The 14,711-nt window shown below is 69.4% G+C and carries 11 protein-coding genes; 9 read left to right on the top strand and 2 right to left on the bottom strand.

All coding sequences use genetic code 11. The annotated features are described in order from the left end of the window. Positions 1 to 30 precede the first annotated feature (30 nt). The 9 genes from AOK00_RS10565 (at position 31) to AOK00_RS10520 (ending at position 11,620) form a co-directional block, all read left to right on the top strand. On the top strand, positions 31 to 3,108 hold the full coding sequence (locus tag AOK00_RS10565) for a pPIWI_RE module domain-containing protein (protein WP_055600051.1): 3,078 nt from the start codon (positions 31 to 33) through the stop codon (positions 3,106 to 3,108). Positions 3,109 to 3,335: 227 nt separating this feature from the next. Next, complete coding sequence (locus tag AOK00_RS36890; protein ID WP_254047309.1) at positions 3,336 to 3,611, top strand: aldo/keto reductase; 276 nt, start codon at positions 3,336 to 3,338, stop codon at positions 3,609 to 3,611. A 1,097-nt stretch (positions 3,612 to 4,708) separates the two neighbouring features. Continuing rightward, on the top strand, positions 4,709 to 5,653 hold the full coding sequence (locus tag AOK00_RS10555) for a MerR family transcriptional regulator (RefSeq protein ID WP_055600049.1): 945 nt from the start codon (positions 4,709 to 4,711) through the stop codon (positions 5,651 to 5,653). A 194-nt stretch (positions 5,654 to 5,847) separates the two neighbouring features. After that, complete coding sequence (locus AOK00_RS10550) at positions 5,848 to 6,399, top strand: RNA polymerase sigma factor (RefSeq protein ID WP_437441406.1); 552 nt, start codon at positions 5,848 to 5,850, stop codon at positions 6,397 to 6,399. Next, positions 6,396 to 7,214 carry a zf-HC2 domain-containing protein gene (locus AOK00_RS10545; RefSeq protein ID WP_055600048.1) on the top strand — a complete coding sequence of 273 codons (819 nt, stop codon included), beginning with the start codon at positions 6,396 to 6,398 and terminating at the stop codon, positions 7,212 to 7,214. Before AOK00_RS10550 ends, AOK00_RS10545 begins: the two co-directional genes overlap by 4 nt. Before the next feature lie 150 nt (positions 7,215 to 7,364). Then, on the top strand, positions 7,365 to 8,174 hold the full coding sequence (locus AOK00_RS10540; RefSeq protein ID WP_173861539.1) for an ABC transporter ATP-binding protein: 810 nt from the start codon (positions 7,365 to 7,367) through the stop codon (positions 8,172 to 8,174). Further along, positions 8,171 to 9,529, top strand: a complete 1,359-nt coding sequence (locus tag AOK00_RS10535) for a hypothetical protein (protein ID WP_055600047.1) — start codon at positions 8,171 to 8,173, stop codon at positions 9,527 to 9,529. The genes AOK00_RS10540 and AOK00_RS10535 overlap by 4 nt, the downstream gene beginning before the upstream one ends. Beyond that, entirely contained in the window at positions 9,526 to 10,101 is a 576-nt protein-coding gene (locus AOK00_RS10530) for a hypothetical protein (protein WP_055600046.1), read from the top strand. The genes AOK00_RS10535 and AOK00_RS10530 overlap by 4 nt, the downstream gene beginning before the upstream one ends. 1,045 nt (positions 10,102 to 11,146) lie before the next feature. After that, complete coding sequence (locus AOK00_RS10520; RefSeq protein ID WP_055600044.1) at positions 11,147 to 11,620, top strand: Dps family protein; 474 nt, start codon at positions 11,147 to 11,149, stop codon at positions 11,618 to 11,620. An 818-nt stretch (positions 11,621 to 12,438) separates the two neighbouring features. On the opposite strand, the gene AOK00_RS10515 is transcribed toward AOK00_RS10520, so the two are convergent. Together AOK00_RS10515 and AOK00_RS10510 are read right to left on the bottom strand one after the other, a co-directional pair. Beyond that, on the bottom strand, positions 12,439 to 13,020 hold the full coding sequence (locus tag AOK00_RS10515; RefSeq protein ID WP_055600043.1) for a sigma-70 family RNA polymerase sigma factor: 582 nt from the start codon (positions 13,018 to 13,020) through the stop codon (positions 12,439 to 12,441). 408 nt (positions 13,021 to 13,428) lie between these two features. Then, on the bottom strand, positions 13,429 to 14,499 hold the full coding sequence (locus tag AOK00_RS10510; protein WP_055600042.1) for a tetratricopeptide repeat protein: 1,071 nt from the start codon (positions 14,497 to 14,499) through the stop codon (positions 13,429 to 13,431). Positions 14,500 to 14,711 lie beyond the last annotated feature (212 nt).

Raw genomic sequence — 14,711 nt, 5'->3', positions numbered from 1 at the left:
CGAAGCCACGACAGCATTTGGAGAACCGACATGTACCAGAGCATTCGGCGCGCCGCGTTCCATCTCGCCGAGGGCGCCGCACCGTGGACCGCAGACTTCCGCGCGCTCCGGTTTCCCGAGCACTGGCATGAGGGGCTCCTCGAACTGCACAACCATGGACGCACGGAGGAGGGGCAGCACAAGAACATTCCCACCCGGCGCCTGGACGCTGTACTGCAGACCCTCGCGCCCGACGTGATCGTGAGACCGCGCCCACGGCCGCCCGTCGGGGACGGCCCCATGCCCGCCGAGGATTTCTGGATGTACCTGCCTGCCGATGTCTCGGACCCCCTGCCCCCCGACACGCTCGGGAAGCTCCTGGACGCCTGGCTGCGGACCCTGGGCCCCAGGGAAGCGGCCGAGGACCCGAAGTTCCGTTCCCGCCTGCTTGATTGCAGTGCTGAGCTGAAGCGGAACCTCCCGGGGTGGGAAGCGGTTCCGGGAGTGGATCTGCTGAATACCCGTGCGACATCAGGTGGAACTGCGGCGCCCGAGGCCAGGCAGTTCCAACTGGCCACCGATGCACTGGCGCGTCGCATCCTTGCTCTCGACCCCTATCCGTTCGACGGCGGCGAGCTGCGTTTCCGGGCCCTGTCCCGAGGCCCCCGTGATCAAGGGGCAGAGCTGATGTCCCAACCGCTGCAACGCACCATCAAGCGCCAGGACTGGTGGTTCTCCATCGTCCTCAACATCTCCTTGCACACCACCCCGTTCGATCCCCGGCCCCGGCTTCACCTGCACTGGGGTGTACGCCGCTGGGCCACGCACACCAGGTCCGACAACGGGCGCCTGCCTCTTCCGTACCGCGAGGCCACCACCGTCTACCTCCGGCCCAAGATTCCCTGGCTGCCCGGAGCGCCGGCCACCCAGCGATATGCCCTGGCCCGTCTGAAGCGGGATCGCGCCACCGACACCTACTCGTGGGTCGGGAACGACCCGGCGGGCATCCTGCACAGGCTCAGCGTTGCCGGGCATTTTCCTGACCCGGACCAACTCCTCAAGGATCCGAGCGTGTGGATCGGCGACGGTACCGGTGTCAGGGCTGCCGTGGTCCACAGCGCGCGCATGGGCGTCCACGAGGTCGGCCGTGGCATCATGCCTAACCAGACGGCCGAGCTGACCGCATGGGCGGAACAGGCTCTGCCCGAGGGGGTGGCACGTATCCCTGACCTGTTCCGTGGCCGGGGCAAGGGCATCGGTGCTCCTGAGAACCGTCGGCCGAAACCCAAGGACACGGAGAAGAAGGCGGAGGAACTGCGCGCTGCCCATGCCCGGCGGACTGCGCTCGCTGCCTTGTCCCGCCTCACGGGACTCGCCACCGAGCGGGACGGTCTGCCAGTGGTGGAAGCCAGACTCTTGTGGCAGACAGCAGAGCTGCGGCGTGAGGCCGTGGAGGCATTCGCCGGTGTCCTTGGTCTGGACGGTGATGGGGGAGTGAGTGGAGCGGCGGCGGTGGACCAGGCGTTCGACGACGCGCGGCCGGGTGCACCTGTGGTCCTGGAATGGCAGACGCCAGAGCTCGTACTGAGACTGCGCTGCCTTCCCCTGGTCGATGGGCTCGGCGACCGTCTGGCCTTCGACACAGCCGTCAAGGGCAAAGGAGCCCGAATTGCCGCTGCCGTCACGGTGCGGCGTCGCGACCTCCGCGAGTGGGTGAGGGGAGACGGCGCCGATCCGTCCTGCCCCGGACTAGCTCTGGTCGAGATCGCACACCGCAGCACCTTCCGACCGAGAGAGACGGATCCCAAGTTCGCCATCCGGCTCGGGTGCGCCGACGCGGGGTTGCTCACCCAGTTCGTCGTCACCCCATCCACGGACCGGCAGATCAAGAACGCCGACAATCTGGAGCACCGTGCCCAAAATGCGTGGCTCGACGGACTGCGCCAACTCGGCGTTCGCGTTCTGCCCCAGCACACGCTGGGCGGTGACCTCCCGGAGGGACTGCAGTACGCCGCGGTGTGGATGGTCAAGCGCCGTAAGGACGGTCCCACCCGGCTGCCGAAGCATCTTCCGGTTGCGGTGCGCGTTACTCCGATTCCTGCGACGCAAGGGCTCGCGGTCGTTCGCGGCTGGGACGACGACGCCTGTGACTGGATTCCCTATCCCCGTTTTCTCCTGGGGCTGGTGAGGAAGGCGGAGATCGATACGGATGCGTACACCGATCCTGATCCGATCATCCCCGGTCAGCGCGATGTCACGAGTACCAACGGGACTCCCGTCACGGTCAAGCAGTGGCGCACCAATCTGGCGGAGCAGCGTCGAGAGACCGCGAGCTTTCTTCAACGCATGCTGCACTCATTGCGGGGAGATCCCACGGTGCTCATCACCCATGCCCAGAACAGCAGGCTTCACTGGCCCTGGCTGCAAGACGGTCAGACAGTCCGTGACCTTCTCAAGACGGGTCACGCGCCGGCCGCGCGCTTCGACAACGAGCTCCGCCTCGTGCGAGTACGAGGACGAGGCGGCCGGGAGACCGCGCAGTGGTGGGGCTTGGCTGCGCCGGGCAAGCCCCATGGTCAGCCGGCCGGCTTCTGGGCGGAAGTGGTGGGCGACGGTGAGCGGCGGTCACCACACGAAAGGGTCTTCTACAGCACGACAGAGCGCCCTGGCTCGTTTGCGATCTCACCGGCGCTCGACCGTGTCGCCACGCGGATCAACGCCGCTGGACATCTGACGTCTCAGGCGGGGACCGGGGCCTGGAACCCGGCACTTGTCGAAATTGCCGTACTCGGCTGTCACCCGGGTGAGGACGCTCCTGGGCCGGCTTCCGACGGGCCTGACGAACCGGAAGCAATTGCCCTGGCGATGCACCAACTCCGCCAGGCCCCGGACTACCCAGTGGCGCTGTCCCTTCCGTTGCCACTCCACCTTGCGGGCCTTGCCCAGGCGTACGTGTTGCCGATGTTCTCGTCGGATGACCCCGGCGTGGAGGAGCCCGGGGACGGATCCACGGTGGCAGCTACGGACGGGGACAACGACGATCGTTTGCATGACGCGGATCCTGACCTCACCGAGGCAGCTGGATTGTCTGCCGAACCTGACGAACTCGAACAGCTCTCGCTCTTTTGATCTCGGTTTCGTGCCCCGGCGGGACGTCTCTCGCCGGGGTTCTCTCTGGGGGTACGCCAAGCCACATCTCTGACTCTCTCGGCTTTCCCCACAACACCGTCCCGGCGGGGGCGACGGATGCCGATGCCCGACACGCCTCCGCCGCCACGGAGTACCACCCCGGCCCGGTGTCGACGACAGAGCCTTTCCCTGGACCTCACCGTGTATAGCGCCGCTCTCTATCGGCTATGAAGGAGGTGTTGTCCGCTTTCAGCCCGCTGGGCAAAGGATTCTTGGCCGATGCCATCACCAGCACCACGTCCTTCGCCGACTCCGACCTTAGAGGCAGCCTCCTGTGGTTCACCGAGCGGGCCCGTACCGCGAACCAGGCTCTCGTCGATCTGCTGTCGGCCATCGCCCGACGCAAAGGCGCCACCACCGCGCAGATCGCACTGGCCTGGCTGCTCGCCCAGCCCCCCTCGATCGTGCCGATCCCCGGCACCACGAAGATCCACCGCCTGTAGGAGAACATCGTCGCGGTTCACATCGAGCTCACCCCGGAGGACCCGAAGGAGATCACCGAGGCCGTGGACCGGGTCGACATCCGCGGGGATCGCTACCCCAGAACACATGCAGCGATGGGCTAATTACTCATACCGGTCCCGCAGCCGTGACGCTCGTGTGACGCTCTGGGGGCTAAAGTAGCAGGACGCGAGGACCAGAAAGCGGTCTTGACCAGGGGTTTCTCCCGTTCCGTCTCCTGCGACACCTTTCCGATGACGCACCACGTGGAGTGCGTGGCGATCCTTGAGCCAATGAAGAAGGACGCCTGACCTGCGGTTTGCGCGTGTGCTTTATGGGCGGTGTGGGCGTTACGGGCGATATTTTGACGCTGGAGCGACGCTCGTGACGCTCTTTCTGGCGAGGCGTCACCTGGCTGATCGTGCAGGTCATGCTGGGGGGCGCTTGCCGAGTGCCGGCTTTGCGGGAACTTGACGAAAATCAGCCGGGTTTCAGCGCCGCTGATTGCGGCGGCAGGTGCGCTGCCGCCGTACTTCGGCGGAACGGGCCCCAGTCGGTGGGTCCGTAGGGGTTCCAGCCGCGCATGAACGGCCTGAGATCCCCGGCGCGGGGTTACCGTTTGAGGGGGTTCAGGCGCTGCACGTGGCTCTCGGCCCATGCGATCCATGACCTTCTCGGCGGCGACGCGGGGGTGGTCGGCCGCGAGCATGGTGACCTCCTCGGCGTCGGAGGTCAGGATCGTGACGCGGCCTGGATGGCGTCGATGCGTAATTGTGGCCGTGGAGATCGGCCGCGTGCAGCAGGGCGGCGGACTGGGCGAGGCCTGGGCGATCGGCTCGACCCCCGGCACGTCTCCTGCTTTCCCTGCGCTGCGCAGTCGTGAAGGCGATTCTCCTGGGGGGTGCGCATCCACGGCAGGTGGTGTTGCCAGTACTGATGCGCCTTTGCTGAGCCCCGTCGTGTGCCGGGTCCTCACGGGCTCAGGTGGACCTGCATGACCGCCACGGCAAGCGGTGGAAAGCCCCTCGACGTCAAGATCCACCGGCTCGCGCGTCCGGGCGGTTGAGTCTCCAGCGGCTGGAGGGTCCAGGATCTCGCCATGGAAGACGAACGCCCCGACGTGCTCACCATCGGCCAGCTCGCGCACCGCACCGGACTTCCGGTGCGCACCCTGCGCTTCTGGTCGGACGAGGGAGCGGTGCCGCCCGTGGCCCGCTCCGCGAGCGGCTACCGACTGTACGACGCCGAATCCGTGGCCCGCGTCGAGCTGGTCCGCACCCTGCGGGAGCTGGGCCTCGGGCTCGACGACGTGTGCCACGTCCTGAGCGGCCGCACCACGGTCGTCGAGATCGCCGACGCGCACGTGGCCGCGCTCGACGCGCAGATCCGCTCCCTCAAGGTGAGCCGGGCCGTCCTGTCCACCGTATCGAAACGTGGTTCGACCGCTGAGGAGACAGCGCTGATGAACCGGTTGGCACGGCTTTCCGCCGCCGAACGCAAGCAGATCATCGACGAGTTCAAGGAGGAGGTGTTCGGCCGTCTCGACCTCGACCCGGGCATGCGTGACCGCATGCGCACCTTCAGCATCGAACTGCCCGACGACCCCACACCCGAGCAGGTCGACGCCTGGATCGAACTGGCCGAGCTGGTGCGGGACCCCGGTTTCCGAGTCCGGATGCGCACCATGCTGGAGCTGTGCACCCCGGTCCCCGGGCAACATCGTGCCTCCGGGGCGTCCATCTGGTGGGCCAGGCAGGTCGTGCAGACCGTCGCGGAGGTGAGAAAACGCGGGATCGCCCCCGAGGGACCGGCCGCGGTCGAAGTGCTGTCCGAGCTGTTCGGCGACGCCGATCGGGCCGCCGTGCTGATATGCCTGGAGGCCGGGATCGAGGCAGGGGCGGACCGCTACCGCAGGCTCGTCGCCCGCGTGCGCGGACAGTACTCGTCTCCCGACGCGTCCGAGGAGCTGGAGTGGCTGGCGCGAGCCCTGCGTGCTGCGGATCAAGCCTCCGCGGCCGCCCCGTCCCTGCCTCGCATGGGTTGAGGCGAGCCGGGGCGAGTCGACGCGAGCCGTGGTGTTGACCGCCGAGCCAGATCAGCTTGCCGGGCCGGCCAAGCCACTGCCGCGTAGTGGCGAAGCTTCAGTTGAGTGGAACCCACGGGTTTCCACATGTGTCGGGGATCACGTCGGGGGGAAAACCCGCGGCCCGGCTCGGGCGTCTAGGGGGTGTGAGATCAGTGAGAGCAGCGCTGCACGAGTTGGACGAGGAGCGTCTCGTCCGACTGGTGGCCAAGGGCGACCGTGCCGCGTTCGAGGAGTTGTACCGGCGTACGTCGCCGTGGATGGCGGTGCGGCTGCGCCGCCGTTGCGCGGACGAGCAGATCGTCGCCGAAGTCATGCAGGAGACGTATCTGGCGGTGTGGCGCGCGGCGGGTGCGTTCGCCGGGGCCGCGGCCGGAGGAACGGCCCTCGGCTGGCTGTGGACGATCGCGGCGCGCCGCCTCGTCGACGCGTTCCGGCGCAGGGCCCACCACGCGGAGCCGCCGCCCGCGGCCGCCCCGCAGTCCCTGGCACCCGCCGCCGAGGAGGAGGCGCTCGCGGCGACCGTCGGCGGTGACGTCGGCGATGCGCTGCGGCGCCTCGCGCCGGAGCTCAGAGAGGTACTGCAGGCCATGGTGCTCGACGGACTGTCCGTCAGGGAGACCGCGGTCCTGCTCGGACTGCCCGAGGGCACGGTCAAGACCCGTGCCCGCCGGGCCAGGATCGCGATGCGGAGGACGCTGGCATGAGCGTGGAACACGCGTCGATGCGGCTCATCGACGGTTACGCGCGCGGCGACACGGACATCGCCGCAGACGAGGTGTGGGCCCTGGAGGCCCACCTGGAAGCGTGCCGGGTGTGCCGTGACCGGCTGTCGGCCGCCGTTACGACGCAGGCGACCGCCGTGGCGGCACTGGTCGACACGGTGTGGTCCGGCCTCGGCCCCCAATTGGCCGCCACCGCCACGATGCCGCGCCGGCGCCGCTGGTCGGCGTGGATGTCCGCGTGGATGACGCCGGTGATGGTGCCGTGGCTGGCCATGGTCGTGAGCGTGACACTGCTCGCGCTCCTGCTCGACCTGGTCGGCACCGGATCCAGCGAGGTGTCACTGGTACGTCTGCTCGCCCCGGTCCTGCCGGTGCTCGGCGTCGCGGCGTCGTGGTCGCGCGGGCTCGACCCGGCGTACGAACTGACGGCCTCGGCACCGAGAGCCGGGCTGTACCTGGTGCTGCGGCGCACCGCCTCCGTGCTCGCCGTGGTCGTCCCCGCGCTGCTGGTGGCCGGATGGGTGACGGGGATGACGGCCGCGCAGTGGCTGCTGCCCTGTCTGGCCTTCACGTCGGCGACCCTGGCGCTCGGCGGTGTCGTCGGCGTGACCCGTGCGGCCGTTGCGCTGGTGGCGGTGTGGGCCGCCGTAGTCGTGGCGCCGACCCTCGTCGCCGGCCGTACGACCTTCGCCCTGCAGACGGACGGTCTGCCCGTGTGGGGGCTGGTCCTCGCGCTCGGCATCGGAGTCGTGATCGCCCGCAGGGGAGCGTATTCCGTGCTGGGAGCCCATCGATGACCATCGGCCTCGCTGGTGTGTCCTTCCCCGGCGATCTTGTGGCGCGCATCCCGATGAGTGGCTGAAACACCACTGCCACACCGGCATCCCTGGGTCTCCCGGTCCCACGAGAGACCGGAATCAACCCACCGACAACGTAAGGACCACCACATGATGACCGCCGTGAGTGCGGCCGACGTCGCGCCGACGGCCTACGCCTGGGAGATCCAGGCCAGTGGGCTGAGGGTCAGAGTCGGCAGGAACCGGATGGCCGTCGACGGGCTCGACCTGTCACTGGGCACCGGCGTACACGGACTCCTCGGCCCCAACGGGGCGGGCAAGACCACCCTCATCCGGACGCTGGCCACCGTGCTGCGCCCCACTGAGGGCACCCTGGAGCTGCTCGGAGAATCCGCGGGCGGCATGGGCGAGCACCGTGCGCTGCGCCGCCGGATCGGTTACCTGCCGCAGGAGTTCGGCTACTACAAGCGCTTCACGGTGCGCGAGTTCGTCGAGTACATGGCGTGGCTGAAGGAGGTGCCCAAGGCGGACATCCCCGGGGCGGTGCAGCGCGCCGTGGAGCGGGTGGGTCTGGCGGACCGCGCCGACGAGAAGATGAAGGCCCTGTCGGGCGGCATGGTGCGCAGGGTCGGCATCGCCCAGGCCATCGTCAACGACCCGACGATCCTTCTGCTGGACGAGCCGACGGTCGGCCTGGACCCGGCGCAGCGGCTGCGCTTCCGCGAGCTGCTGCAGGAGCTGGGCAAGGACACCTGCGTGCTCGTCTCGACCCACCTGGTGGAGGACGTCGCCGCCGCCTGCACCGACGTGGTGCTCTTCGCCGAGGGCCGGCTGGTCTTCCAGGGCCCTCCAGACGAGCTGGCCTCGATGGGCGGCCCCGAACATGTGGGCGACAGCCCGCTGGAGCGCGGCTACTCGGCGCTGCTGCAGGGCCCCGAGCAGGGAAGGGGCGCCTGGTGAACATCCGCGTCCTGCGCATCGAGCTGAAGCGCTCCATCGCCCCGTGGGCCGGCGCCGTGGTCCTGACGACGGCGCTGGCGTTCCTGTACCTGCTGGACGCGGCGTGGTGGAGGGGCACCACGGCGTGGACGGCCCAGTGGACGTCCATGGCCCTGTGGACCCGCGCCATGCTGGGCTACCTGTGGCCGCTGGCCGTGGGGCTCGGGGCGCTGCAGGGCCTGCGCGACCGCCGCTCGAACATGTCCGAGCTGCTGACGGCCACATCGCGTCCCGCCTGGCACCGCGCCGCCACGCTGGCGGGCACGACGGCGATCACCCTGGCCTCTGCCTTCGCGCTCCTCGTCCTCGTGGGCGCGGTCCAGGTACTCCCCAACACCGAGTACACGCACCTCGGATGGCTGCCGATCTCGCTGGTGGGCGCCCTCTCTCTCGTCGCGGGAGCCGTGCTGGGCATGGGGGCCGGGCGCGCCCTGCCGTTCGCGCTCACCCCACCCGCGCTGGCAATGGGCGCCTTCGTGTTCACGGCTCTCATGCACATGTCGTTGGGCACGGAGCCGAACCGGGTCTCGCTGCTGTCACCGGCGCAGGAGGTGCGCGAGGTGCTCGTCACGCTCTCCGCCTCCGTGCACGTCGGGCAGACGATCTGGCTGCTCGGCATGGCCGCGACCGGCTTCGCGCTGCTGGTCGCCGCGACCCCGCGCGCACGGCTGCTCGCCCTGACGCCCGTCCTGGCGGGCGCGGTGATCGCCCTGCTCGTCCTCCCCTCCGACCCCCGCCGGATGTATGTCGTCGACGAGGCCGCCGCGGAGCTGGTGTGCGACGGCCCGGTGTGCGTGACCAAGACGCACCAGACGCGACTCGCCGACCTCGCGGGTCCCGGTAAGGAGGCGCTGCGCCTGCTGCACGGCGCCCTGGGCGGCCAGGCGCCGGTCTCGGTCCGGGAGAACACCGCCGTACTGCCCGACGGCTCCACGCCGCAGTGGTCCGGCAAGACCGTACTCTTCGACTTGGACGACGACATCATCGCCGCCGCGAAGGGCGAGGAGCTGACCTGGGCCCTGATCGCCAAAGGCATGGTGCCAGGGTGCGCCCCCGTCGGCTGGAGCAGCTTCGGGAATGATGAATTCGCGCAGGCCGTCGCGGTGGGCTGGGTCCTCGGGGACCTCAGGTCGCTGCCCGGCACAGGGTCAGCAGGTTTGCGCCGCAAGGTCGACGCCGAGGCCGGCCCGGTGTGGACGGAACTCAAGGCGCTGCCGCGGGCCGAGCAGTTCTCGCGGATCAACGCGATGCGCGCCGCCGCGCTCTCCTGCAAGGGCGACGCGTTCGACGCACTGAACGGCGGTGCGTCCCGATGAGATGGCTGACGCTGTACGCGCGCTCGCGGCAGGTACCCGCGTCACTCGCCGCAGTGGTGATCAGCGCGGTGGCGGTGTGGGCACTTGCCCGGGACGGGGGCGACGGGCCCGGTGATCCGCGCCTGCCCGTGCTCATCCTCGCTACGGGGGCGATGGCAGCCTCGATCGGGCTCAGGGGGCAGGACCTCGCGCTGGACCGGACGGCCGCGATCGGCTGGGTGCCCCGAAGAGCGGCACACGTGCTGCTCATCGGCGCGGTCGTCGGCACGGTGCTGCTGACAGTGCAGACAATGGGCGAGGACATGGCCACCACCGCGTTCGTCGTCCGGGACAGCGCGGGCATGATGGGACTGGTCGCCCTGGGCGCGGCGCTCTTGGGCGGCCAGTACGCCTGGACGCTGCCGTTCACCTGGCTCGCGTTCTCGTTCTTCGCCCCGCCCCCGACGAGTGCGCCGATGCAGGTGGCGACCTGGATGCTGCTGCCGCCCGGCGCGGCAGCGGGCACCTGGACGGCCCTGGTCCTCACCGTCGCCGGCACCGTGGCCTACGCCGTCGCGGGACCGAGGCGGTAACCGGATCGGGCCATCGGACCGGGACACGGTCGTGGCAGCGAGGGCCTGAAAACCTGGCCACCCGAGTGCACAAAGACGCCCGGCAGCGGCTCGCGGGCGTCGACCTGGACGGGATCGGGCTGGAGGTCGCTGCGCTGTGCCGGGGCGGCGAGAGTCGTGATCATGGAATACGGCTCCGCGAGCCGGGGCTTCCGCCGCAGCCTGCCCACGGTGCTCGGGGCAGGTTCGGGAGCGTTCGGTGCGTGGTGGGGGGCAGCGAGGTCGACGCCCTCGATCGACTCCAGCCGGTCGGGCGAGACGGGATGCGAGGGACGGTCAAGGTGGGCGAGCATGCTGCACTCGACCTGTGCTTGTCCCGCTTTCTGGAGCCTCAGGCTCGCTTGAGCCCCGCCGAGCGCATCAGCCGGTGTGCCTCCCAGCGGTCCGCAGTATGCCCTCACCGGCACAGCGGCTGTGACGCTCCGGGCATCCGACAGCCCACTGGCGGGATCGAGAAATGCAGCCTGACCTGCAGGTTCTCCCGCCTCGGCACATCGTGACACGTTTCCGACGACCCGCCATGTCGAGTGCGTCGCGATCCTTGAGCCTGCTGGAAAGGGGCGCTGACAGGCTGTTTCTCTGGGTGTGCGTTATCGGCGTTATGGGCGATATCTTGACGCATGTTCGACGCACGTGACGCACGTTTGACGCATGGATGGCGTGATGTCTGATGGCCTCCGGCGCTCGGGAAAGGGCTTGAGGTCGTCGCCGCTCCCGGTGGGCCGGAGGGTGGTTCCCGAGCACGGCCGGACTCGTGATCGGTGCCGCGTGGCCGCAGCGGTGGAGCGCGCGCCGGTCGGTCCGGCGGCGCCGGTGATGACCGGGCGTCGTGCGACATGCACGACCGTATGCCGGAGGAGCTGAACCCCTCGGGGCCTGCGGCCGTACATGGCGTCGAGGCCATCGGAGCTCCAGACGGGTGCGTGCGATGGCCAGTTCATCCAGACGGCAACCCGTCGGCCTCCTTGCCAGGGTGCCAGCGCCATTCCCTAAGGACCACAGACCTATGACGATGATCAACAGCCCGCTGCCGGAGGGTGACCGCGAGATCGCCGGCGCGGCCCTCCAGGCGACCCTGGTCGACCTGCTCGACCTGTCCCTGGTGGCCAAGCAGGCGCACTGGAACCTGTACGGCCCGCGTTTTCGATCAGTCCACGTCCAGCTCGACGAGGTTGCCTCGATCGCACGTGACCACGCGGACACGGTGGCCGAACGCGCGGCTGCGCTGGGAGTGGGTCCGGACGGACGGGCGGTCACCATCGCGGGCACCAGCGGCGTGCCTGCTTTCCCGTCAGGCTGGACGAAGGACGGCGACGCTGTCGATGCCCTGGTGCGTACGTTCTCCGCGGTCATCGGGAGGGTGCGGGAGCGGATCGAGGAGACTGGTCCGGTGGACGCCGTGAGCCAGGATCTCCTCATCGGGCTGACTGCCGAACTGGAGAAGCAGAGCTGGATGTTCCAGGCGGAGAACAGGGCCTGACGAGGTTGCACTCGTGCTGTCGGAGGGGGTGACCGCCGACTGCGGTGTCACCGGAGGCGTGCGGTATCCGCAGGGACGAGCCGGCTGCCGGATGAGAACGGCGACCGAGGAGCTGTCGCCAAGAGGCCGAGCGGTCCTTCCTGGACGAGGCGGAGCTCGGTGATCGCGAAAGGCCTGGGGGCCGGCATCCACTCGGCACGGAGAGGTGGCGGCAGGGGTCGGTCCGGGGCCGGGACACAGCTTGTCCCGGTGCCGTTCCGGCCGCAGCGGGCTTTCCTCGGCAACGAGTCCGGAGGTCGCTCCCGACCCTCCGGTTCCGCCGTGGTCCGGGGGGCAGGGCGAGGCGATCACGACCTCTCTGGCGAGGGCGAGCGAAGAAGACGACGGGTGTATCGGGTCCGCGGCGACCTCGTGCGCCGCTGGTCGCGAGCCGGTCCCTAGTGGGGCTGATCATCGATACGCCCATGTCGTTCGAGCGGCTCCGGACAGAAGCAGGGCAAGACGACAAGGGCGTTTGAGTGCCTGGGTGTCACTGCTTTCCGAGCAGGACCCTCCGGGGCGGTTCACGATTCCCACCAGGTGGGTGGAGCCCGGCAGCGGTGCCTGACGAGTGCGTGCGCCATCGTCGTGAGCCGGACTCTCCGGGTTCCTCCCCTCGACTTCGGTGGCGACGGACCATCCCCGACATGCCGACACCCCGGGGCCGAGCGGTACCGCCTGGGGAGCGGCACCGGACGGAACGGTGACGTCAGGACCCGTCCGGCGGCGACGCGGACCGTGGATGATGACCGGGCCGGCATCGCCCGTCCGTGCCGTGACTACACGCCGAGTACGCCCTGCTTCTCCAAGGACTTGCGCAGCGCCCGCACGGCGTAGAAGGCACGGCTCTTGACTGTGCCGGGCGGGATGCCGAGGTGCTCGGCCACCTGGGCCACGCTGCATTCCAGGGAGTACATGAGGCGGATGACGGTCCGGTGCTGTTCCTTCAGCTCCCGCAGTGCCTCCAGCACCGCGTGGGAGGTGATCGTGGACTCCGTGCCGTCCCAGGAGGCGTCCAGATCCTCGACCGCCATCAGATCCAGCGGCCGGACCTGCCGGGCCCGGTGGTGGTCGATGACCAGGTTCCTGGCCACGGTGAACAGCCACGGCCGGATGTGTTCGCCGCGGGTGCTCAAGAGCCGGGCGTGTTTCCAGGCGCGCGCCGCGGTCTCCTGGAGGATGTCCTCAGCCCTGTGCCAGTCGCCGTCCAGCAGCCGCGCGGCGTACCGGACGAGCAGAGGGCCGTACTGCTCGTAGATGTCTCGTATGAAGGCGTCGCAGTCGGTGTCAGAAGCGACGTGCCGGGCATGTGCCCGGGTCGAGGCGAGGGTGGCCGCACCCGCTTCCATGGTCCCGTTCATGGGTGTTGCTCAATTCTGTTCGAGTGTTCCGTGGCGGGCTCTCCCACTTGCGCGGGTGAGTGGCTCAACACTCGGCGGGACCCCTTCGCCAGACCTTGTCGTCTCCTTGTCGCGCCGCTTGCCGACCCATGCCGCCCGCTCCCGGCACGTCCTCGTGTCCGTCAGGGGGCGCTCCGCGGCGCCGACGGCGCGTAGGCCCCCGGGACCGACGGGAACGACCGGATCAGGGTGTTCGCGTCGCGAGCCGACGAGTTCGGCGTCGATGACTTCCCGCGCGTCCGCCGAGAACAGGTAGTCGTGTGAGGACACACCGTTCTTCCGGATCGCCCTCGGCATTTCGCGCCGGTGGTGTCCTGCTGGCTGAACCTGGTGAAGCGATGGCTCGCCGAGTTCGGACGGAGAGAGCTCCTACTGCCGGTGAATCTCCGCCCCGGGTGACTGGTGCGCAGAATCAGCGCCTGTCGGAACCGACGCCGTGCGATTGCCGACGCCCTTCTGCGGCGGGACGGGTACGGAGCTCGCATCCGTGTCCAGGGCGATGAGCCGGTCTCGGATCTCCCGGGCGCTGTGGGACAGATCCTGTCGTTCGGCGTCGGCGAGCGCGTTGACCCAGTCCGTGCGTGCGGCCTCCCGGTCGCCCATGGCCAGACGGGTGTCGCCCCGTCGCATCAGCGAGCCGACCACGTTCCTGTGGTCCTCCAGTTCCTCGAAGGCGTCCAGCGCCCGCCGGTAGGCGGCTGCCGCGTCCTCGTACCGGCCGAGTCGATGGAGGGCGTAGCCCACGCTGTCCCAGCACTGGGCCTCCTGCCACGGGGCGTCCAGGCGCTGGTAGAGGGCGATGGCCTCCTCGCCGTACACGAGGCCTCTCCCGGGCCGCCCCAGGTTGGAGTGCAGCCAGGAGAGCCCGTTGAGGCACTCGGCCGTCCACAGCTTGTTCCCCGTAGATCGGGCCAGCGCGAGTCCTTGCTCGGCGGGAGCCAACGCCTCCCGGTGCCGGCCGAACCGGAACAGCGCCATCGCCGTCACGAACAGGGCGCGAACCCGTTCGCCGGCCACACCGAGTTCCTCGAAGAGGGCGGAGGCGCGTTCCAGGTGATCCAGAGCCCGCCTCCGGTGGTCCGGACAGGTGTGGATGCTGCCGAGGTGGCGCAGACAGCGCGCCTCCTTCAAACGGTCGCCCCGGCGCTGTGCCACTTCCAGGGCGGGGGTCAGCGCGGTGATCGCGTCGGGCCAGTACTCCTGGCGGTACAGGTGCTCCTTCAGCGTCCACGCGAGGCCGGTGACCCGGTGGTCCAGCTTCTGGCTGACGGCGGTCTGCAGCAAGCGGGCCAGTACCCGGTGTTCGGCGGTGAACCATCGGCGTGCCTGTTCGATGGTGGCGAACGTCTCCGGGACGACGCCCGTGGCGGGGGAGCCGAGGTCGAGTCCGGGCTGTGAGTCCTGCTTGAACAGCAGGTTGGCTTCGTAGGCCGTGAACATGTGGTGGTCCAGGACCCGGAGGGTGGCGGTGTGGCGTTCGTCGGTGTCGTCGTGGGTGTGGGTGAGTTCGGTGGCGTAGCCGCGCAGCAGGTTCGTGGAGGGTGTAGCGGCCGGTCAGCGGCTGTTCGAATAGGCAGGACCGGGTCAGGTCGGCGAGGAGCCGGCGTGTCCGGTGGAGGGGGAGTGCGGTGAGGCCGGCGGCGGCCGGGGCG

Origin of the sequence: Streptomyces aureus (genome assembly GCF_001418135.1) — a bacterium.
GTDB classification, from domain to species: Bacteria; Actinomycetota; Actinomycetes; order Streptomycetales; family Streptomycetaceae; genus Streptomyces; species Streptomyces aureus_A.
This window is presented reverse-complemented; position numbering and strand designations above follow the sequence as displayed.